21 protein-coding genes are annotated in these 19,197 nt (G+C 67.2%); 15 read left to right on the top strand and 6 right to left on the bottom strand.

Translation table 11 applies throughout. From position 1 onward, the window contains the following. Positions 1 to 70: 70 nt before the first annotated feature. The 5 genes from ybeY (at position 71) to ACZ1II_RS09530 (ending at position 3,945) form a co-directional block, all read left to right on the top strand. Complete coding sequence (gene ybeY / locus ACZ1II_RS09550; RefSeq protein WP_465146212.1) at positions 71 to 562, top strand: rRNA maturation RNase YbeY; 492 nt, start codon at positions 71 to 73, stop codon at positions 560 to 562. Between the two features lie 23 nt (positions 563 to 585). Beyond that, entirely contained in the window at positions 586 to 1,509 is a 924-nt protein-coding gene (locus ACZ1II_RS09545; protein WP_465146211.1) for a hemolysin family protein, read from the top strand. 53 nt (positions 1,510 to 1,562) lie between these two features. Continuing rightward, on the top strand, positions 1,563 to 2,447 hold the full coding sequence (locus ACZ1II_RS09540; protein WP_465146210.1) for a LysR substrate-binding domain-containing protein: 885 nt from the start codon (positions 1,563 to 1,565) through the stop codon (positions 2,445 to 2,447). 293 nt (positions 2,448 to 2,740) lie between these two features. After that, positions 2,741 to 3,496, top strand: coding sequence for a DUF2059 domain-containing protein (locus ACZ1II_RS09535; protein ID WP_465146209.1), 756 nt, complete (start codon positions 2,741 to 2,743; stop codon positions 3,494 to 3,496). 20 nt (positions 3,497 to 3,516) lie between these two features. Further along, entirely contained in the window at positions 3,517 to 3,945 is a 429-nt protein-coding gene (locus tag ACZ1II_RS09530) for a hypothetical protein (RefSeq protein WP_465146208.1), read from the top strand. A 67-nt stretch (positions 3,946 to 4,012) separates the two neighbouring features. Here the strand turns inward: ACZ1II_RS09530 and ACZ1II_RS09525 are convergent, their stop codons facing one another. Continuing rightward, on the bottom strand, positions 4,013 to 4,483 hold the full coding sequence (locus tag ACZ1II_RS09525) for a peptidylprolyl isomerase (protein ID WP_147216601.1): 471 nt from the start codon (positions 4,481 to 4,483) through the stop codon (positions 4,013 to 4,015). Positions 4,484 to 4,845: 362 nt separating this feature from the next. Here ACZ1II_RS09525 and mgtE point away from each other — a divergent pair, with 362 nt between their 5' ends. From mgtE to ACZ1II_RS09510, 3 genes are all read left to right on the top strand, one after another. After that, positions 4,846 to 6,282, top strand: coding sequence for a magnesium transporter (gene mgtE / locus ACZ1II_RS09520; RefSeq protein ID WP_465146207.1), 1,437 nt, complete (start codon positions 4,846 to 4,848; stop codon positions 6,280 to 6,282). Between the two features lie 174 nt (positions 6,283 to 6,456). Then, on the top strand, positions 6,457 to 6,858 hold the full coding sequence (locus ACZ1II_RS09515; protein ID WP_465146206.1) for a DUF1489 family protein: 402 nt from the start codon (positions 6,457 to 6,459) through the stop codon (positions 6,856 to 6,858). Further along, positions 6,855 to 7,097: a helix-hairpin-helix domain-containing protein gene (locus ACZ1II_RS09510; protein WP_465146205.1), complete on the top strand. Its 243-nt coding sequence runs from the start codon at positions 6,855 to 6,857 to the stop codon at positions 7,095 to 7,097. The genes ACZ1II_RS09515 and ACZ1II_RS09510 overlap by 4 nt, the downstream gene beginning before the upstream one ends. Before the next feature lie 246 nt (positions 7,098 to 7,343). Here ACZ1II_RS09510 and nudC read toward each other — a convergent pair whose 3' ends face one another. The 3 genes from nudC to ACZ1II_RS09495 are packed head-to-tail and all read right to left on the bottom strand — an operon-like array spanning position 7,344 to position 10,635. Beyond that, entirely contained in the window at positions 7,344 to 8,258 is a 915-nt protein-coding gene (nudC, locus tag ACZ1II_RS09505) for an NAD(+) diphosphatase (RefSeq protein WP_465146204.1), read from the bottom strand. Continuing rightward, a complete protein-coding gene (locus ACZ1II_RS09500) occupies positions 8,255 to 9,580 on the bottom strand; it encodes a serine hydrolase domain-containing protein (RefSeq protein ID WP_465146203.1) in 1,326 nt (441 codons plus the stop codon). Before ACZ1II_RS09500 ends, nudC begins: the two co-directional genes overlap by 4 nt. Beyond that, positions 9,577 to 10,635: an A/G-specific adenine glycosylase gene (locus ACZ1II_RS09495; RefSeq protein WP_465146202.1), complete on the bottom strand. Its 1,059-nt coding sequence runs from the start codon at positions 10,633 to 10,635 to the stop codon at positions 9,577 to 9,579. The genes ACZ1II_RS09500 and ACZ1II_RS09495 overlap by 4 nt, the downstream gene beginning before the upstream one ends. Before the next feature lie 29 nt (positions 10,636 to 10,664). Here ACZ1II_RS09495 and ACZ1II_RS09490 point away from each other — a divergent pair, with 29 nt between their 5' ends. From ACZ1II_RS09490 to ACZ1II_RS09465, 6 genes are all read left to right on the top strand, one after another. Then, positions 10,665 to 11,279: a DUF721 domain-containing protein gene (locus ACZ1II_RS09490; RefSeq protein ID WP_465146201.1), complete on the top strand. Its 615-nt coding sequence runs from the start codon at positions 10,665 to 10,667 to the stop codon at positions 11,277 to 11,279. Continuing rightward, positions 11,279 to 12,013 carry a thioredoxin domain-containing protein gene (locus ACZ1II_RS09485; RefSeq protein ID WP_465146200.1) on the top strand — a complete coding sequence of 245 codons (735 nt, stop codon included), beginning with the start codon at positions 11,279 to 11,281 and terminating at the stop codon, positions 12,011 to 12,013. Before ACZ1II_RS09490 ends, ACZ1II_RS09485 begins: the two co-directional genes overlap by 1 nt. Before the next feature lie 119 nt (positions 12,014 to 12,132). Beyond that, positions 12,133 to 12,912: a thioredoxin domain-containing protein gene (locus ACZ1II_RS09480; RefSeq protein WP_465146199.1), complete on the top strand. Its 780-nt coding sequence runs from the start codon at positions 12,133 to 12,135 to the stop codon at positions 12,910 to 12,912. A 33-nt stretch (positions 12,913 to 12,945) separates the two neighbouring features. After that, on the top strand, positions 12,946 to 16,383 hold the full coding sequence (gene smc / locus ACZ1II_RS09475; protein WP_465146198.1) for a chromosome segregation protein SMC: 3,438 nt from the start codon (positions 12,946 to 12,948) through the stop codon (positions 16,381 to 16,383). After that, positions 16,380 to 16,628 carry a hypothetical protein gene (locus tag ACZ1II_RS09470; RefSeq protein WP_465146197.1) on the top strand — a complete coding sequence of 83 codons (249 nt, stop codon included), beginning with the start codon at positions 16,380 to 16,382 and terminating at the stop codon, positions 16,626 to 16,628. The genes smc and ACZ1II_RS09470 overlap by 4 nt, the downstream gene beginning before the upstream one ends. A gap of 18 nt (positions 16,629 to 16,646) precedes the next feature. After that, on the top strand, positions 16,647 to 17,180 hold the full coding sequence (locus tag ACZ1II_RS09465; protein ID WP_465146196.1) for a hypothetical protein: 534 nt from the start codon (positions 16,647 to 16,649) through the stop codon (positions 17,178 to 17,180). Here ACZ1II_RS09465 and soxR read toward each other — a convergent pair. Next, a complete protein-coding gene (gene soxR / locus ACZ1II_RS09460; RefSeq protein WP_465146195.1) occupies positions 17,173 to 17,613 on the bottom strand; it encodes a redox-sensitive transcriptional activator SoxR in 441 nt (146 codons plus the stop codon). The genes ACZ1II_RS09465 and soxR overlap by 8 nt on opposite strands. A gap of 95 nt (positions 17,614 to 17,708) precedes the next feature. Here soxR and ACZ1II_RS09455 point away from each other — a divergent pair, with 95 nt between their 5' ends. After that, a complete protein-coding gene (locus tag ACZ1II_RS09455; protein WP_465146194.1) occupies positions 17,709 to 18,080 on the top strand; it encodes a VOC family protein in 372 nt (123 codons plus the stop codon). Positions 18,081 to 18,234: 154 nt separating this feature from the next. On the opposite strand, the gene ubiA is transcribed toward ACZ1II_RS09455, so the two are convergent. Beyond that, positions 18,235 to 19,173 carry a 4-hydroxybenzoate octaprenyltransferase gene (ubiA, locus tag ACZ1II_RS09450; RefSeq protein WP_465146193.1) on the bottom strand — a complete coding sequence of 313 codons (939 nt, stop codon included), beginning with the start codon at positions 19,171 to 19,173 and terminating at the stop codon, positions 18,235 to 18,237. Between the last annotated feature and the right edge of the window lie 24 nt (positions 19,174 to 19,197).

Raw genomic sequence — 19,197 nt, 5'->3', positions numbered from 1 at the left:
TGCGACTCCTGCCGAGGCCGGTCATGCGTTCACGCTCGACCTGACGAACGACACAAAGTAAACGCCCCCCATGGATCTCGAAATCGATATCGAAGCCCCCTGGCCCTCAACTACCGACTGGGCCGACCTTGCCGAAGCCGCGCTCGAAGCGCTGGTGCAGGTGGCGCCGGAACTCGACAACCCGCGCCTGCTCGCCAGCCTGCTGTTCACCTCCGACGAGGAAGTCCACGTCCTCAACCGCGAATGGCGGGCCAAGGACAAGCCGACCAACGTGCTGTCCTTCCCCATGCTCGAACGCGCCGATCTGCTCGATCTCGCGCCCGACGGGCCGCCGGAAATGCTCGGCGATCTCGCCCTCGCCTTCGAGACTTGCGCCCGCGAGGCCGGGGAAAAGGGCGTCCCGGTGGAGCATCACGCCAGCCACCTGATCGTCCACGGCCTGCTCCATCTCGCCGGGCTGGACCACGAGATTTCGGACGCCGATGCCGAGGCAATGGAGGCCCTTGAAACAAAGGCTCTTGCCCTCATCGGCATTGCCGACCCATATGGCGACAGAACTTAACCTTACAGGGGTAACACAGGACGATGGCCGACAATGGCCGCCACACCGAGTCCGGCTCGGGAGACGGGGACAGTACCGGCACGCTCTGGCGTGTATTTCGGAGGCTTTTCCAGAACGACGGCGATCAGTCGCTTCGCGCGCAGATCGAAGGCGTCATCAACGAACATGAAGGCGATACCGAGGACGAGGCCCTCGCCCGCGGCGACCTTTCCTCGATCGAGCGGCAGATGCTGCGCAACCTGCTCCATTTCAGCGAGCACGATGCGGACGACATCGCCGTGCCCCGCAGCGAGATCGTGGCGATCCCCGCCTCGGCCACATGGGCCGAAGTGGTGGAAGCCTTCGCCGAGCACGGCCACAGCCGCATGCCGGTCTATGGCGACTCGCTCGACGCCATCAAGGGCATGATCCACATCAAGGACGTGTTCCCCATCCTCGCGCGCGGCGAGCAGCCGCCCGAGGACTGGTCGAGCCTGCTGCGCCAGCCGCTCTACGTGCCCCAGGCGCGCGGCGCGCTGGACGTGCTGGCCGACATGCGCGCCCAGCGCACCCACCTCGCCGTGGTGATCGACGAGTACAGCGGTACCGACGGGATCATCACCATCGAGGACCTCGTCGAGGAAATCGTGGGTAACATCGAGGACGAGCACGACGACGCCCCCGAAGAGTTGCTAATTTCGCAAGAGAACGGTATGTGGGACGCCGACGCCCGCGTCGAACTAGAGGATGTGGCGGAAAGGATCGATCCCCGCCTCGCGGAAGTCGAGGAAGCGGTGGATACGCTGGGCGGCCTCGCCTTCGTCCTGGCCGGACAGGTCCCTGCCGTCGGCACCGTTCTCGACCACGACAGCGGCTGGCGCATCGAAGTCACCGATGGCGACGAGCGCCGCGTCACGCGGCTGCGCCTGCATCCGCCGGTCACGGAAATGGCCGAAGAAACCGAATGATCCTTGGGCGCCGCTTTCCGGCGGCGCCAGACCCCGAGTGAAAAGACGAGCCATTGCCAGTACGCCGACTCCCCCCCCTGCGCGCGCTTGAAGCCTTCGTTCGCGTCGTCCGCCTCGGTTCGGCCAAGGCCGCTGCCAACGAACTGGCCCTCTCGCCTTCCGCGCTGTCGCGCCGCGTCGCCGCGCTCGAAGACTTCACCGGCAAGCGCCTGTTCACCCGCCAGCACCAGTCGATGAAGCTGACCGACGAAGGCCAGGCCTTCTACAACGTCGTCGGCCCCAAGCTGGAAGAGCTGGCCGAGGCGGTGGAATCGCAGATCGATCGCGGCCAGGTGCTGCGCCTGCACCTCGGCGTGCCTTCGCTGTTCGGCGGCCAGCGCCTGTTCCCGCGCCTGCCGGAACTGCGCAAGCTGCACCCGCGCCTGCACATCGACATCGACACCGGCGCCCATCTGGAAGACCGCGTGGGCGACACGCTGGACGCGGCGATCATCCTCTCGCCCGAGCCGGACCCCGCCTACTATCGCATCCAGCTCGACCACAACAAGGTCTACGCGATCACCTCGCAGGAGATGGCGCGGGAGATCGGCTCCGTCCCCGACGAGGCGATCCTCTCCAAGCAGACCTTCCTGATCCACCAGGACCTGCCGCAGAGCCTGGACGCGTGGAAGAACGCGATCGGCATGGAAAAGCTGGAACCGGCCTCGGTCGACCGCTTCGACTCCGGCCAGCTGGTGCTGGAAGCCGCGGCGCAGGGTCTCGGCATCGCGATCATGCACGACGACCACTTCCGCCGCAGCCACGACAACCGCCTGGCGCGGCTGTTCGATATCGATGTGGAAAGCCCGTATCGCTACTGGTTCGTCTGCAAGCCCAAGGCGCTGGAATCGCGCCCGGTGCGCATCTTCCACGAGTGGCTGCTGCAAGCCGGGCTGTAAGCACCCCTCGACGGAGTTCCCACATACCCGTCGTCCCCGCGAAGGCGGGGACCCCGCTGCCTTTTTCAACCTCGCGCATTGCCGCAAGATAAGCGGGGCCCCCGCCTTCGCGGGGGCGACGAGGTTTTGCGATGGCGAGGTTGTGACTCGGTGTTGGTAACGGTGGTGACTCGGGAGCTTCGCTCGCCGCCCCGCAGCCCTGCTATGCGCTCCCCCTAACCGCCAATGTCATTCCCCCTGCACAGGCTTCGCGGTATGAAACCCGCAACTTTGCAAGATCAGGGGTCAAGACCATGCGTTTCACTGTGTTCACGGCTGCCGCCGCAGCCCTGCTCGCCTCGACGGCACCCGCCTTCGCCGCCGAGCCTGCTGCCGCAGCTACCACTCCTGGGCCCGTCACCGACCCCGCCCGCATCGCCGCCGCCCGCCAGACGGTCGACTACGTGTTCCCTCTCGGAAGTTACGCAAGGCTGATGAACGGCACGCTCGACAAGATGATGGATTCCATCATGGACTCGACAATGAAGCTGCCGCTCAAGCAGCTTGCAGGCCTCAGCGGCGTCGATACCGAGCAACTGGGCGAGGCTTCCATGGCCGAGATCATGGAAATCTACGACCCGGCCTTCAAGGAGCGGATGCAGATCTCCACCCGCACGATGATGGGCGAGATGATCCCGCTGATGACCCAGGTGGAACCCGATATCCGCGACGGCCTGGCCCAGGCCTATGCGGGCAAGTACAGCGCCGCGCAGCTCGGCGAACTCAACGCCTTCTTCGCGACGCCGACCGGCAAGGCCTATGCCGCCGATTCCTATCTCATCATGATGTCGCCGGAAGTCATGGCCAAGATGCAGGGCTTCGTGCCCAAGCTGATGGAACAGATGCCCGCCATCGTCGAAAAGGTGAAAGCCGCCAGCGCCAGCCTGCCGGAGCCGCGCACTTACGCGGACCTTTCCAAGAGCGAGAAGGCCCGCCTCGCCAAGCTGCTCGGCGTGTCCGAAGCCCAGCTTGAGAAGGACGAGAAGGCCAAGGCCGCCAGGTCCGAGTGACCCACGAAAACGGCCCCTCGATGCGACGCCTGTTCTTCGCCTTGACCATGCTGGCCTCGGCCGCTCTTGCAGGCTGTTCCGATGAAGGGTCTGTCGCCTGCACCGCACCGCGAAGCTATTGGACGCCGCCTGAGGAAATGGGTCCGGAGACTTATTACAATCGACTGACTCTCGACCGGAACGGTGCAGCATACTGGAATGGCGCACCGGTTTCCGATGTAGTGCTCGACCAGATGCTGGAAGCCGCCCAACGGTTCGATCCGAAGCCGCAGCTCGTGTTGCAAACGGAAATGGGTTTGTCCTGCGCTCGCCTCGAAGCGATCCGCGACAGGATCGACACCGTGCTGGATTGCCACAGGAATGGACGGATTTGCAGCGAAGGCTTCAGAATTCCGACACCGCTTCCGGGAAAAGTAGCCGCCCCCATGCCCGACAGGCCCCATCACTGACCTCACAAACAAAAAGGGCGGCCCCTCGCGGAGCCGCCCTTTTCTCGGTTCAGGCTTTCGGAAAGGATCAGCCTTCCGAAACGGTCGCCTTGACGATCTTGCCCGGCTCGCGCGGCGGCTCGCCCTTGGGGAGCGCGTCGACGAGTTCCATGCCTTCGACCACCTGGCCCCAGACGGTGTACTGCTTGTCGAGGAAGCGTGCGTCGTCGAAGCAGATGAAGAACTGGCTGTTGGCCGAGTGCGGATAGCTGGTGCGGGCCATCGAGCAAACGCCGCGCACGTGCGGCTCGGCGTTGAATTCGGCCTGGAGGTCGGGCTTGTCCGAACCGCCCATGCCGGTGCCGTTGGGGCAGCCGCCCTGCGCCATGAAGCCGGGGATCACGCGGTGGAACTTGATGCCGTCGTAGAAGCCTTCGCCGGTCAGTTCCTTGATGCGCTCGACGTGGCCGGGGGCGAGGTCGGGGCGCAGCTTGATCTTCACGTCGCCGCCTTCACCGTTGCCGGTGTCGAGCGTGAGCGTCAGGTATTCGTCAGCCATTGCGGGTCTCCTTGTGCCGGTGCGGGACCGCAGCCGGGCGGGTGTTGGCGCCCGATATAGGGGCTGGTTCGGCAATGTCACGCGGGGAGCGTTCGGTTGCGCCTTTGTGCCGTTCGTCTTTCCCGTCACCCTGAACTTGTTTCAGGGTCCATCTGGCCGGAAGCGTGGTGGTTGCGGCAGCAAGCCGAGATCGCGGCGTAAAAGATCGACGCTTCGGGTTCCGCTGCACGATGGACCCTGAAACGAGTTCAGGGTGACGATATGATTACGGAACCGGACTTTATCGTCCTCCGTCCGGGTAAACTTTCCAATCCCGCCCGCCCCCTGTTGCAATCGCGAAATAGCTGCGTAGACCGGCCAGCATGAGCGAAGCGGACCTCAAGGACGACCCGGCGGAACAGGCGGAAGACACCGCGCGTCACGACGTGCCTGAATCGGAAAGCCTCGACGACGACAATCGCCTCAAGGCCGAATTCGTCCGCAGCGTGAAGGATGCGCTGGACGAGGAGGACTTCGAGCGCGTCTACGACCTCGTCGAGCCGCTCCACCCCGCCGACATCGCCGACTTGTTCGAGCTGGTCGACGAGAACGAACGCCTCGGTCTCGCCCGCGCCATCCGCGACCTGATGGGCGTGGAAGTCATCGCCGAGATGAACGACTGGGTGCGCGAAGCCCTGGTCGAGGCGCTGCCTGCCGACGTCGTCGCGGAAATCGCCGAACAGCTCGATACCGACGATGCCGTCGCGATGCTGGAAGACCTCGACGAGGAAGACCAGCAGGCCGTCCTGGCCGAGATGGAGCCGGAAGACCGCGCCGCCATCGAGACGGCGCTGTCCTATCCAGAGGAATCCGCCGGCCGCCTGATGAGCCGCGATTTCGTGGCCGTCCACGAATCGATGACCGTCGGTGATCTCATCGATTTCCTGCGCGAGCACCGCGAGCTGCCCACCGAGTTCTGGGAAGTGTTCATCGTCGATCCGATGCACCGCCCGATCGGCACATGCGCGCTCTCGTGGATCCTGCGCACCCCGCGCAACATCCCGCTCTACGACGTGATGGCCCGCGACCAGACCCTGATCCCGGCCGACATGGACCAGGAAGAAGTCGCGCTGCGCTTCCAGAAATATGCGCTGATCTCCGCCGCCGTGGTAGACGATCACGGGCGGCTGATCGGCCAGATCACCGTCGACGACATCGTCCACATCATTCAGGAAGAAGCGGGCGAGGACACCCTGCTGCTCTCGGGCGCGGGCGACGGCGACATCAACGAGCCGATCCGCGACGCCTATTCCGCGCGCGTGCGCTGGCTGATCGCCAACCTGCTCACCGCCACGCTGGCCTCCTCGGTGATCGCCCTGTTCGAGGGCACGATCTCGAAGATGGTGGCGCTGGCCACGCTGATGCCGATCGTCGCGGGCCTCGGCGGCAATGCCGGGACGCAGACCTTGGCGGTCACCGTCCGCGCGCTCGCCACCAACCAGCTGACCGCCTCCAACGCCTGGCGTGCGGTACGGCGCGAGATGTCGATCGCCCTGCTCAACGGCTGCACGATCGCGGTCGTCATCGGCATCGTGGTCAGCCTGATCTTCGGCAACGTGACGCTCGGCCTCGTCATTGCCATGGCGATGATGACCAATATCCTGATCGCGGGCATGGCGGGCGTCTTCGTGCCGCTGACGCTGGAACGGCTCAAGGCGGACCCGGCCATCGCCTCGTCCATCTTCGTGACGATGACAACGGATTCGATGGGCTTCCTTGTTTTCCTCGGCTTGGCGACGGTTTCCGGTCTGGTGGGTTAGATTCAGGTTTGAAAATGCCCTTCGGGCATTTTCGTAGCGGCACCGGCCCACGCCCCCACCCGACCTCCCACTAGTGTATCCTTGATGGGAGGTCGGGTGGGGGCGTGGGCCGGTGCCGCCAAAATCCGCCTGCGGCGGATTTTCAAACCGACTCCCAATACCTATCTAACGCCCATGCCGCTGCACATGACCAAGATCGCCTTTTCCGCCGAAAGCCCGGCGGACTTGCGCGCCTGGCTGGAAAGCCACGGGGACATCGGCGAGGCCCGCCTCACCACCCGCTACCTGCCCAAGCGGCAGGAAGAGATGGTCGGCGGCTCGCTATACTGGATCTACGAGCATGCGCTGATCGGCCGCTCGCCGATCCTAGGCTTCGAGCAGCGCGAGGACGGACGCTGGTGGATTCGCCTCGCGCCCACGCTGATCCCGGTCGTCACCCAGCCCAAGCGCGCCCATCAGGGCTGGCGCTACCTCGCCGAAAAGGACGCCCCGCGCGATCTGGGCGAAGGCGAGACGGCGGGCGATGCGATGCCGCCCGCCATGGCACGGGAACTGGCAAAACTGGGGCTGGTGTGACGGGGTTCAGCAAGGACGAACGCGCGGCGCTACTGGCGGTGAAAGGCGTCGGCCCGACCGTGGTGGCGCGGTTGGAGGAACTAGGCATCGCCACGTTTGCCGATCTCGCGGAACGCGATCCCGATGCGATCTGCGCGGAGGTTTCCGCTACGCTGGGCTCGACCTGCTGGCGCAACAGCCCGCAAGCGCGCGGCGCCATTGCCGCCGCTGTGGCACGGGCAGGCGAAGGGCTGGGCTGACCAAGGGTTCGTCTGAGGAAGTACGGGGCTGACCGGGCTAACCCAACCTATCCGTAACAAAAACCCCGTCGTCCCCGCGTAGGCGGGGACCCCGCTGCCTTTTCCCACCTCGCGCATTGCCGCAAGATAAGCGGGACCCCCGCCTTCGCGGGGGCGACGAGGTCTTTAACGGCTTTTCTCGTTGGATATCAGCGGAGTTGCCCCAACCGGGGACTTCCGCCCGCGCATTAGGCACAGATCGCCGCCCTAACCCCGGTCCACCCACCAGCGCATCAGCACATGCGCGATCGCGTGGGCGGGCGGCGCGCCGAAAGCCTTGCCGTTCTCACCGCGACCGATGGCTTCGAGCGCATCGACCACTTCCTCGCGGGTGAACCAGCGCACGTCCTCAAGCTCAGTCTCGTCGATGGTGATAGCATCGTCGTCGGCCACGGCATGGCAGCCGATCATCAGTGAGGACGGGAACGGCCAGGGCTGGCTCGCCACATAAGTCACATCGCGGACGCGCAGCCCCGCTTCCTCGTGAATCTCCCGCGCGACCGCCTCTTCCACCGATTCGCCCGGCTCCACGAAGCCCGCCAGGGTCGAATAGCGCCCTTCCGGGAAACGCGGCTGACGGCCCAGCAGTGCCCGGCCCTGGTGCTCGACGAGCATGATCGTCACCGGATCGACGCGCGGGAAATGCTCGGCGCCGCAGTCGATATTGGTGCAAGTGCGCTGCCAGCCGCCCTTGGCGAGCGCGGTGGGATGGCCGCAGACCGAGCAATGGCGATGGCGGCAATGCCAGCTCACCAGCGAACGCGCGCCGCCATAGGCCGCCAGTTCACCGGCATCGAGCACCGCCATTGCATGCCAGTTGACCGGCGAGGCGTGGGGGCCGCCCGGCGGCGTCTCCGGCGGCACTTCCGCGAAACAGGGCACCGCCCCGTCGAGGCCGAGGAAGATCATCTCGCTGCCCGGCTCGGCATCGGCAAGGGTGCCCCAGGTCAGCGCACCGTCGTCCTTCAGCACCGCGTCCAGACCGTCGAGCCGCAGCAGCCGCGCCTCGGCGGTCTGGAGCGCAAAGAGCGCATCGGGATCGCTGCGGATATGGTCGGCGCGGTCGAGGTGCGATCCGGCAAAGGCGATAGGAAGCAGTTTCGGCAGGACGGTATCGGTCAACGCGGCGTCTCCAACAGGGCCATGATGTCGGCCTTCAACGCAGTCTGGAACTGAGGGATCAGGCCAACCGCATTGGGCGGCATGAACTGCGCGAAAAGCTGCGAGCGCAGGCCGCGGTGCATGTCCACCATGCCCACCGTGCCCGCCGCGCCGGACCAGCCGAAAATGCCGTTCTCCGCGCCCTTGCCGACGCGCCCGCCCGCGCCGAAGCCGCTGCCGGGGGGCAGCATCGGCGACTGGCTCTCGACCGGCGGCAGCAGGTCGCTCGTCCCGGTGACCACCGCGCTTTCCGCCAGCACGCGCTTGCCGTCCAGCATGCCGCGCTGGGCGAGCAGGCGCAGGAAACGGTCGTAGTCGCGCGGACTGCTGACAAGGCCGGAGCCGCCGAAGGGGAACGCGGGGCGGTTCAGGAACAGCGAGCTGTCCGGCTCGTCGATCGGCAAGAGCGTTTCCCCGAGCGCGGCGTAATTGGTGGTGAGGCGGTGGCCCTGGGCGGCGGGGACCTGGAAGAACGTGCTCGTCATCCCCGCCGGTTCGAACAGCGCCTCGCGCAGATGGACATCGAAGGGGCGGCCACTGACCAGTTCGATCACCCGGCCCATCAGGTCGAGGCCCAGGGAATAGCTCCAGTGCGTCGCGGGATCATAGACCAGCGGCACTTCGGCAAGGCGATCGGCGAACAGCGCTAGGCTGGGCGCCGGGGGCGTGTCGGTCAGGCCCGGAATCTTCAGCCTCGTGATCTGCCCGGCGGCGAGGCCCTTTTCCTGCAACAGGTCGCGGATCGGGCCGGTCTGGACGATCGAATAGCCCAGCCCCGAGGTATGGGTGAGCAAGTGGCGCATGGTGATCGCCCGAGGGGCGCGGTGGAGCGCCGAGAGCGAGCCGTCGTAGCGGTCCTGCACCTGCATCGCCGCGAACTTCGGCAGCACGTCGTGCAGCGGCTGGTCGAGCGCAAGGCGGCCCTCCGCCACCAGTTGCATCGCCATGATCCCGGTGATCGGCTTGGTCATCGAATAGATGCGGAACAGGCTGTCCGCCGAGATCGGGGTGCCGTCGGTAAAGCCCTGCGCGCCGCGCGCGACGAATTCGGTCTCGCGCCCCGGCAGGCCGAGCGAGGCGACGAGGCCGGGGAAGACGCCCGCGCGGTCGGGGGTTCCGGTCCAGCGTTCCAGCAAGGCCCGCACGCGCGGCAGGGTCTCCTGCTGGGTCGCGGCGCGGAGCAGTCCCGGCCACATCGCGGCGCCGATGCCGGCGGCACCGGCCATGCGCAGCAGCATGCGGCGATCGAGGGCCGCCGCCAGCCGCTCAGCCGTCGCCGTCATGCCATCTCCGCCAGCGCGAGGCCCGCGGCCTTGGCGAAGAGCGTCGGCAGTCCCGCCTCGTCCAGCCGGTCGAGCGGCCACCACTCGCCCGCGCCCGGTGGGTCGCCGCGCAAGTCTCCGAGATGGATGGAAAGCCCGAGTTCGAGCGCGAAATGGGTGAAGACATGGCCGACCCGCCCGGCGCTTTCCCAGCGCCCCGCAATCGGCGGCTCGCCGTGGCCGTCGCTGCGTGCGGACCAGCCGTCGTCGGGCAGAGCGCGCATGCCGCCGAGCATGCCCTTGTCGGCCCGGCGCACCAGCCAGACCTGCTCGTCGCGCTCGATCCAGAAGGCGCGGCCCTTGCGGGTCGGCTTGGCCTTCTTCGGCGCCTTGACCGGGAAGCGCTCCGGCTCGCCCATGGCCCGAGCCCGGCAATTGGCAGAGATCGGGCAGAGCAGGCAGCGGGGCGCGCGCGTGGTGCAGACGGTGGCGCCCATGTCCATCAGCGCCTGCGCGAAGTCTCCGGCGCGCAGATCGGGGGTGATCGTGTCGGTGAGCGCGCGGATCGCCGGGCGCGCGCCCGGCAGCGCCTCGTCCAGCGCGAAGAGGCGCGTGATCACCCGCTCGACATTGGCGTCGACCACCACCGCACGGCGACCGAAGGCGATCGCGGCGACGGCAGCGGCAGTATAGGCCCCCAGCCCCGGCAGCGCGCGCAGGCCTTCCTCGCTATCGGGAAAGGCCCCGCCCCGCGCCGCGACTTCGCGCGCGCAGGCCAGCAAGTTGCGGGCGCGGGCATAGTAGCCGAGGCCCGCCCATGCCGCCATGACGTCCTCGTCGGAAGCAGCGGCGAGATCGGTCACGGTGGGCCAGCGACTCGTGAACTTGGCGAAATAGTCCTTCACCGCCGCGACCGTGGTCTGCTGGAGCATGACTTCGGATAGCCAGACACGGTAAGGATCGGGGGCAGGCGTGCCCGGCGCCGCGCGCCACGGCAGGGTGCGGGCATGGACATCGTACCAGTCCAGAACCGCGCCCGAAACATTGGCTGGAATCGTATCGCGGCTGGCGTCCATCAGCGCCCTATGGCATTGGAGCGCCCACAATGGAACGGCATCCGAGCAAAGGAACAGAAAAGAAACCGGCACCCAAGCGCGCGGGCGCTGGTACGGGCGCGGGGACCGGCAAGAGCGCCGCAAAGGACGCCCCCAAGCGCTTCGAGCGCGCGCGCGGCGGCCAGGCGCGCCAGATTTCCGACCTCATGCCCGAAGTGGGCCGCACCGCCTTCCGCCGTTTCGGTTTCGTGCAGTCGAGCGTGGTGACGCGCTGGCCCGAGATCGTCGGCCTGCGCCATGCCCGCGTCTGCTCGCCCGAATCGATCCGCTTCCCCCCCGGCGAGAAGTGCGACGGCATTCTCCAGCTGGTGGTGCTCGCCGCCCATGCCCCGATGATCCAGCACGTCGTGCCCGAAATCATGGAGCGAGTGAACCGCTTCTTCGGCTACAAGGCTGTCGCCAAAGTGAAAATCCGGCAAGGCGAGGTTAAGGCACCGCCTGCCACGCGGCCGAAGGCGGCTCCGCCCTCGCTCAAACCCGTACCCTTCGAACTGGGGGAATCGCTGCGCGACATCGGCGATCCCGAGCTTCGCGCGGTGCTCGAATCGCTGGCCCGAAGCATCGGTGCCCAGGATGAACAAAAGCAAGATCAGGAAAAGCAGTGATGAAGTCCACCTTGCGTCTCGCCGCACTCGCCGCCGTCGCCCTGCTCAGCGTCGCCGCCACCAAGCCCGTCCACAAGCCGCTGGCGCCCACATCGAACCCTGCCTCCAATTGGGTGAACCAGATCGCCGTCACCGCCGACGGCAGCCACCGCTACGGCAATCCCAAGGCCGAGATGCAGCTGACCGAATTCGTCAGCTACACCTGCCCGCACTGCGCCCACTTCAACCGCGAGGCCGACCCCACCCTGCGCCTGACCCTGGTGCCCAAGGGCCAGATCGGCGTGACCGTCACCACCCTGCTGCGCAACCCGATCGACCTGACGATCTCGATGCTCACCACTTGCGGCGACCCCAAGGGCTTCTTCAAGCGCCACAACGCCTTCCTCGCCAGCCAGGAGGCCTGGATGGGCAAGCTGGAGAAGATGAGCGAGGAACAGCAGAAGCGCTGGTATCAGGGCGCCCTGCCCGAGCGCATGAAGGCCATCGCCAGCGACCTCGACTTCTACACCCGCGTCGCCGCCTGGGGCATGAGCCGCACCCAGGCCGACGCCTGCTTCGCCAATGAAGCAGTGTTCGACACGATCAAGCAGCAGCAGGCCACCGTGGCGAAGAACGGCGTGAACTCGACGCCCAGCTTCATCCTCGACGGCAAGCTGCTCGACGCCCACGACTGGGCCGGTCTTTCCGCCGAGATCAACAGCCGGATGGCTGCGAAGCGCAAGGGTTCGGTTTAAGAATAGTTTCCCGCAAAACGGGCGCATTCCTGTGGGAAAGCGCCCGTTTCTCGTATCTCCAGCGCTGTTATCCGCGCCGCCCTTCCGCTAGTTTCCCCGCCTTCTCACAAGGATTCGCCATGCTCCGCAAGACCGCCCTGCGCACCCCTCTCCGCGCTGTCGCCCTTGGAATGATCGCCGCGCCGCTCGCGCTCGGCCTCGCCTCGTGCGGGAAGAAGGAAGCCGGGTCGACCGACGCGCCCAAGTCGGAGCAGCCCCTGCCCAAGGTCGCGGCGCCCGCCGGCAAGGCCTGGGCCGACGAAATCGTCAAGACCCCCGAAGGCGGCTACCGCATCGGCAATCCCGAAGCACCGATCAAGCTCGTTGAATATGGCGCGCTGTCCTGCTCGCACTGCGCCCTCTTCGCGCACGAGAGCTACGACAAGCTGCGTAGCGACTATGTCGCCAGCGGCCGCGTGAGCTACGAACTGCGCTACTTCATGCTCAACGCCTTCGACATTCCGGCCACCCTGCTCGCCACTTGCGGCTCGACCGAGGCTGTGCTGCCGCTCAGCGAGCAGTTCTGGGCCTGGCAGCCGAACATGTTCCAGAACCTGCAGTCCGCCGGCGACGCGCGGATGAAGCAGATTCAGGAACTGCCGAAGGACCAGCAGATGCTGGCCATCGCCGAAGTCGGCGGCATGACCGAATTCTTCGCCTCGCGCGGGATCTCGCGCGATCAGGCCAAGGTCTGCCTGGGCGATGCGGCCAAGGCCAAGGCGCTCGCCGACCAGACGCAGAAGGCGACGACCGACTTCAACATCAGCGGCACGCCCACTTTCATCATCAACGGCAGCAATGTCGGCTCGATGGAATGGAAGGAACTCGAAGCCAAGCTCCAGGAAGCCGGCGCGCGCTGATCCGCGCCGCCATGATGAACTGAACCAGATACGATGCGCATAAAACGGCTCAAGCTCACCGGTTTCAAGAGCTTCGTCGAACCCGCCGAACTGCGCATCGAACCGGGGCTGACCGGCGTGGTCGGCCCCAACGGCTGCGGCAAGTCCAACCTGCTCGAAGCGATCCGCTGGGTCATGGGCGAAAGCTCGGCCAAGTCGATGCGCGGCGGCGGGATGGAGGACGTGATCTTCGCGGGCACCGCCAGCCGCCCGCCCCGCGCCTTTGCCGAAGTGGTGCTCCAAGCCGAAACCGCGCCCGACAGTCGCGGCGTACGCGAGGAACTGGAAGTCGTCCGCCGGATCGAGCGCGGCGCCGGCAGCGCCTACCGCATCAATGGCGGCGACGTGCGCGCCAAGGATGTCTCGCTGGTCTTCGCCGATGCCGCCACCGGCGCGCATAGCCCGGCGCTCGTCAGCCAGGGCCGCATCGCCGCAGTCATCGCCGCCAAGCCCGCCGAACGCCGCGCGATGCTGGAAGAAGCAGCGGGAATCGCCGGTCTCCACGTCCGCCGCAAGGACGCCGAGCAGAAGCTGCGCGCTACCGAGGCCAATCTCTCGCGCCTCGAAGACCTCATGGCCGGTCTCGACAAGCAGGTCGCAGGGCTGCGCCGTCAGGCCAAGGCCGCCGAGCGCTACAAGGAACTGTCCGACCGGATCAGGCTTGCCGAAGCGCGACTGGTCTTCGCCCGCTGGCGCGATGCCGCCCAGGCCGCCGATGCCGCGAAGAAAGAAGCCGAGGGCGCCGAGACCCGCGTGACCGCCGCGCAGGATGCGGCCAAGCTGGCGCAGGACGCCCAGGCCAAGGCCGCCGAAGCGCTGGTGGAAGCCCGCGACGAACTCGCCGACCGCCGCGACGATGCCAGTGCGCAGGGCCACCGGATGGCGACGCTCACCGGCCAGCTCGAAGCCGCCGAACAGCGGCTGAAGGACCTCGAACGCCAGAAGGCGCGCCTCGACGAGGATCGCGGCGATGCCGACCGCATGACCCGCGACGCCGCCGAGGCGCTCGCCCGGCTGGAACGCGATCTGGCGGAAGGGGCAAGGCAGCTCGAACAGGACGAGGCCCAGCGCCCGCGCCTCGCCAATGCCCTCGAAGGCGCCGAGCGCGCCGCCCGTGCCGCCGAACTCGATCTGGCGCAGGCGACCGCCGCGCAGGCCGGAGTCGAGGCGGAATGGCGGATCGCCGAAGCCGAGCTGACGCAGGCGCGCAGCCGTCTCGACCGACTCTCCGCCGAAGCGGCCCGGCTCGAAGCGCAAGTGGAAGCACTGGCCGCAGCGGGCGATCTCGACGCGGCGGTCATCGACGCACGGACCAAGGCCGAAGCGGCCACCGTGGCACTCGCCGCCGCCCGCGAGGGTCTGGAGGCGCAGCAGGTCCGCAAGACCGAACTTCAGGGCGAGCGCGATGCCGCCGCCTCGGCGCTGGCTGCCGCCCGCGCCGACCTGACCGGCATCGAGCGCGAACATTCCGCCCTCACCAAGGACCGCGAGGCCCGCGCCAAGGGCGCCAAGGCCGCGCATGGCCTGCCGGTCGCCATTGACGCCGTGCGCGCCGCGCCGGGCTACGAACGCGCCGTCGCCGCCGTGCTCGGCCGCGATGCCAAGGCGCCGCTGGGTGAAGTGGCCAAGGCGGATGGCCGGTTCTGGACCGGGGCACAGGCCCCGGCGGCGGTGAAGAACAGCCTTGCCGCCCACGTCACCCAGTGCCCGGCGGAACTCGCCGCGCGCCTTGCCCTCGTCCATGTCGTCGAGGAAGACGATGGCCGCAACCTCGGCACCGGCGAATGGCTGGTCACCCGCGCAGGCGCACTGCGCCGCTGGGACGGCTTCGTCGCGCGCGGCGAAGGTGCCGCCGAAGCCGCGCGACTCGAAGCCGAGAACCGCTTCGCCGAACTCGACGCACAACTGCCGCCGCTGCGCGAAGCCGTCGCCGCCGCCGAAGCGCGGCAAGGCGCGGTGCAGCAGGAACTCTCGGCCCATGCCGCCGCCGTAGTCGCCGCCGAGCGCGCCATTGCCGAGGCCGCCAATGCCGAACGCAGCGCCCTGCGCGCCGCCGACCAGGCCGAGGACGCCCGCCTCCGCCACCAGACCCGCCGCGCCGAACTCGACCGCGCCCTCGGCGATCTCGCCGAGCAGCGGCAAGCGGCCGAGCGGGACATCGCCGCCGCCGAAGGCAAGCGCTCGGTCCTGCCCGATCCCGAAAAGGGCCGCGCCGGGCTGGTGCTCGCCCGCGAGAAGAACGACGCCGCCCGCGCGACGCTGCAGATCTCGACCGCGACGCTCGCCTCGCACGATCAGGGCCTTGCCGTCGCGCGCGAGCGCACCGCCTCGCAGCGCGGCGATATCCGCAACTGGCAGTCGCGCGCCGGGGATGCCGCCAACCGCCTCGCCCAGATGGCCGGGCGGCTGGAGGAAATCGAGACCGAGCGCGCCGTCGTCGCCGCGAAGCCCGCCTCGCTGATGGAGCAGATCGAGCAGGGCGAAGCCGTGCGCAACCGCATTGCCGAGGAACTGGGCAAGGCGGAAGCCGCCGTCGCTTTCGTGACCGACGCCGCCCGCAAGGCCGATGCCGCGCTCGCCGCCGCGCAGGAAATGCTCGCCAGCGCCCGCGAGAACCGCGCCGGGGCCGCCGCCCGCGCCGAAAACGAGGACGCCCGCCGCGTCGAGATGACCCGCGTTTCGGGCGAACGCTTCCAGTGCCCGCCGCCGGTCCTGCCCGAGCGCTTTGCCTTCGCCCCCGCCGATGTCGGCGCGGCGCCGGACGAAATGGTCGCGATGGAACGCCTCATGGCCGACCGCGAGCGGATCGGCCCGGTCAACCTCGTCGCCGCCACCGAACTGGCCGAAGCCGAAGCCCAGCTCGGCACCAGCATCACCGAAAAGGCGGAACTGGCCGAAGCGGTGAACCGCCTGCGCGGCTCGATCGGCAATCTCAACCGCGAGGGCCGCGAGCGCCTGCGCGCCGCTTTCGAAGCGGTGGACGGCCATTTCCGCCATCTGTTCTCGCGCCTGTTCCAGGGCGGTCAGGCCCACCTCGCGCTCGTCGATTCGGACGATCCGCTCGAAGCGGGCCTCGAAATCTTCGCCCAGCCGCCGGGCAAGCGACTCCAGTCGCTCACGCTGCTGTCGGGCGGCGAGCAGGCGCTCACCGCCGTCGCCCTGATCTTCGCGCTGTTCCTGACCAATCCCGCGCCGATCTGCGTGCTGGACGAAGTCGACGCCCCGCTCGACGACGCGAATATCGAGCGGTTCTGCGACCTCCTCGAAGCGATGACGCAGGAAACCGACACGCGCTACCTGATCGTCACCCACAATGCCGTGACGATGAGCCGCATGCACCGCCTGTTCGGCGTGACCATGGTGGAAAAGGGCGTCTCGCGACTGGTCAGCGTCGATCTCGTCGGCGCTGAGGAACTGCTGGCGGCGGAATGAGCAGCGAAGCTGGAGAGATCTGGTTTGAACGCTGGTTATGGAGCTACGTGCCCTGTCACTGGAAGGGTTTTGCGGCGATCGGACTGCACGTTGTTCCCGTATTGGTCATAGGCGGCCTGCTGAGGCTTGCCGGAGATGTTTTCGACCAGCCATGGGTTATCGACTTTATCATGTTGCCTTTCATGGTGGCGTTGATTTCACTCTTGCGTCTTGCAAAGCGCCACAGCCGTACATCGGCTCGATAATCGCTAACACATGTTACCATGCCCCTGATCGACAGCTATCTGCCGCGCTTCCAGTTCTCGGAAATCCATTCCTGCCGGATTGCGGCCGACGCAGCCGCCATTCTCGATGCCGTCGCGGCCTACAAGCCCGAGGATGACCGCTTCTTCCGCGCCATGATCGGCCTGCGCGAAGTGCCCGCCCGCCTGCTCGGGCGGCGCGGCAGCGAACCGTTCGGGATGCGGAATTTCACACTGCTGGAGCGGACCGGACAAGCCTTGATCTACGGTCTGGTCGGGCAGCTCTGGCAAGCGGACTACGGTCTGCGCAAGATTGCCGACGGCCCCGCCTTCAAGGCCTTTGACGAAGCCCGAGTTCCCCGGCTGGCACTGAGTTTCGACGTCGTGCGCGAGGCCGAGGGCATCCACCGCCTCACCACGCAGACGCGGGTATTCTGCCCCGACGACTTCTCGCGCCGCAAGTTCCGACCTTACTGGTTGCTGATCCGCCCGGTCAGCGGCCTGATCCGCCGCCGCATCCTCGCCTCGGTTCGCAAGGCCGCCGAAGCTACCTGAGCACGAAGCGCGGCCCCGGTCCCTGCGCTCCGGCCTCGTCGTCCCGGTTATAGAGACGGCACTTGCCGAGGCTCAGGCAGCCGCAGCCGATGCATTCGTCCAGCTTGCGGCGGGTCAGTTCGAGCAGCGCGATCTTTGCATCGATCGCCTCTCGCATCGACAGGCTGATCTTCTCCCAGTCCTCCAGTGTCGGCGTGCGGCCCTGCGGCAGGGCGGAAAGCTCGCGCTCGATCTCCGCGAGGCCGAGGCCCAGCTTCTGGGCGATCAGCACGAAGCTGACGCGGCGGATGTCCGAACGCAGGAAGCGCCGCTGGTTCCCGCTGGTGCGCAGCGCGGTCAGCAGGCCCTTCTCCTCGTAGAAACGGATCGCCGAAACCGCGACGCCGGTGCGCCGCGCCAGATAGCCGATGGAGATGAAGCGGTCCGGGATCATGGTTTCCTCGCATTTGGAGCTTGATCTCAAGTTAACTTGAGGTTGCATCAAGGCCAAGCCGGCGATTCGTCCGGTGACGCAGAGGAGATGCGAAAATGGCCCAGGGCCGCCTCGAACATGCCAACATCACGGTCAGCGACATCGACCGGAGTTCAGCGCTGTTGCAGGACCTGCTCGGCTGGCACGAACGCTGGCGCGGTCCTGCCATCAATGGCGGCGAGACGATCCATGTCGGCGGGGATTTCAGCTATATCGCCGTCTATACGGACCGGAAGCCGCGCGAACGCTTCGGCAAAGGGGCGCCGCTCAATCACGTCGGGCTGGTGGTGAGCGACCTCGATGCCGCCGAACGGGTGGTGATCGCCGCCGGACTCGAACCCTTCAACCACGCCGACTACGAGCCGGGGCGGCGGTTCTACTTCTTCGACTGGGACGGGATCGAATTCGAACTCGTAAGCTACGATTGATTGAAAATTCGCCGCAGGCGAATTTTGCGGCACCGGCCCACGCCCCCACCCGACCTCCCACTAGTGTATCCTCGATGGGAGGTCGGGTGGGGGCGTGGGCCGGTGCCGCTACGAAAATGCCCTGAGGGGCATTTTCAGATAAGAAACATCGGAATCACAGGATTCCGGCGTTGCCCACCACCCAGCAAGCCAGCGCCATGACCAGCCCGAGGTCGCGGTTCGAGCGGAACCGCGCAAGGGCATTGTCGCCATCCTCGGTATCGAGCGTGACGATCTGGAAACCGAGGTGCAAAGCAACCGGCACCAGCGCCACCAGCGCCACCCAGTCGGGCCGCAGGGTCCAGAACGCAAGCGTCCAGAACGCCAGGGCCAGCGCGTAGAACCCCGCCACCCCGCCCCGCACATGGCTGCCGAGGCGCAGCGCCGAAGAGCGGATGCCGACGACGGCGTCGTCCTCGCGGTCCTGCAGCGCGTAGATCGTGTCGTAGCCGATGCACCAGAAGATCGAACCCGCATAGAGCGCGGCGATCACCGCCAGCTGGTCTCCGCGAATCTCGATCCAGCCGACCAGCGCGCCCCAAGTGAAGACCATGCCCAGCCAGGCCTGCGGCCACCAGGTGATCCGCTTCATGAACGGATAGGCGGCAACCAGCGCCACGCTGCCCAGCGCCACCAGTTGCGCCTGCCAGCGGAGCTGAAACAGCACCACCAGACCCACCGCGCAGAGCGACAGCAGCCAGACCCACGCCGCCTTCACGCTGACCTGCCCGCTCGCCACCGGGCGCGACGCGGTGCGCGCCACCTTGCGGTCGAGATCGGCATCGACGATGTCGTTGAGCACGCAGCCCGCACCGCGCATCGCGATCGAACCGACCAGCAGCCAGAGGATCAACCCCCAGCGCGCCTCGCCCCCCGCCAGCAGCACGCCCCAGGCACAAGGCCAGAACAGCAGCCACCAGCCGATCGGGCGATCGAACCGGGCCAGCATGGCATAAGCACGCGGCGTTTTGGGCAAGGCCGCAACGATTCCGCGATGCTGCGTATCGGGGACGAGAAGAGAGTCGTTCACGCCCGAACGACTAGACCATCCCATGCACTATGTCATGAACGAACGTGA

Source organism: Novosphingobium sp. BL-S-20 (assembly GCF_055521635.1).
This window is presented reverse-complemented; position numbering and strand designations above follow the sequence as displayed.

Excerpts from the sequence above, each read along its gene's own strand:
- ACZ1II_RS09455 (WP_465146194.1), top strand. The coding sequence starts at position 17,709 with ATGGCCCAGGGCCGCCTCGAACATGCCAACATCACGGTCAGCGACATC.
- ACZ1II_RS09495 (WP_465146202.1), bottom strand. The coding sequence starts at position 10,635 with ATGGACGCCAGCCGCGATACGATTCCAGCCAATGTTTCGGGCGCGGTT.
- mgtE (WP_465146207.1), top strand. The coding sequence starts at position 4,846 with ATGAGCGAAGCGGACCTCAAGGACGACCCGGCGGAACAGGCGGAAGAC.
- soxR (WP_465146195.1), bottom strand. The coding sequence starts at position 17,613 with ATGATCCCGGACCGCTTCATCTCCATCGGCTATCTGGCGCGGCGCACC.
- ACZ1II_RS09515 (WP_465146206.1), top strand. The coding sequence starts at position 6,457 with ATGCCGCTGCACATGACCAAGATCGCCTTTTCCGCCGAAAGCCCGGCG.
- ACZ1II_RS09525 (WP_147216601.1), bottom strand. The coding sequence starts at position 4,483 with ATGGCTGACGAATACCTGACGCTCACGCTCGACACCGGCAACGGTGAA.
- smc (WP_465146198.1), top strand. The coding sequence starts at position 12,946 with ATGCGCATAAAACGGCTCAAGCTCACCGGTTTCAAGAGCTTCGTCGAA.
- ACZ1II_RS09470 (WP_465146197.1), top strand. The coding sequence starts at position 16,380 with ATGAGCAGCGAAGCTGGAGAGATCTGGTTTGAACGCTGGTTATGGAGC.
- ubiA (WP_465146193.1), bottom strand. The coding sequence starts at position 19,173 with ATGGGATGGTCTAGTCGTTCGGGCGTGAACGACTCTCTTCTCGTCCCC.
- ACZ1II_RS09500 (WP_465146203.1), bottom strand. The coding sequence starts at position 9,580 with ATGACGGCGACGGCTGAGCGGCTGGCGGCGGCCCTCGATCGCCGCATG.
- ACZ1II_RS09480 (WP_465146199.1), top strand. The coding sequence starts at position 12,133 with ATGCTCCGCAAGACCGCCCTGCGCACCCCTCTCCGCGCTGTCGCCCTT.
- ACZ1II_RS09535 (WP_465146209.1), top strand. The coding sequence starts at position 2,741 with ATGCGTTTCACTGTGTTCACGGCTGCCGCCGCAGCCCTGCTCGCCTCG.
- ACZ1II_RS09530 (WP_465146208.1), top strand. The coding sequence starts at position 3,517 with ATGCGACGCCTGTTCTTCGCCTTGACCATGCTGGCCTCGGCCGCTCTT.
- ACZ1II_RS09490 (WP_465146201.1), top strand. The coding sequence starts at position 10,665 with ATGGAACGGCATCCGAGCAAAGGAACAGAAAAGAAACCGGCACCCAAG.
- ybeY (WP_465146212.1), top strand. The coding sequence starts at position 71 with ATGGATCTCGAAATCGATATCGAAGCCCCCTGGCCCTCAACTACCGAC.
- ACZ1II_RS09485 (WP_465146200.1), top strand. The coding sequence starts at position 11,279 with ATGAAGTCCACCTTGCGTCTCGCCGCACTCGCCGCCGTCGCCCTGCTC.
- ACZ1II_RS09465 (WP_465146196.1), top strand. The coding sequence starts at position 16,647 with ATGCCCCTGATCGACAGCTATCTGCCGCGCTTCCAGTTCTCGGAAATC.
- ACZ1II_RS09545 (WP_465146211.1), top strand. The coding sequence starts at position 586 with ATGGCCGACAATGGCCGCCACACCGAGTCCGGCTCGGGAGACGGGGAC.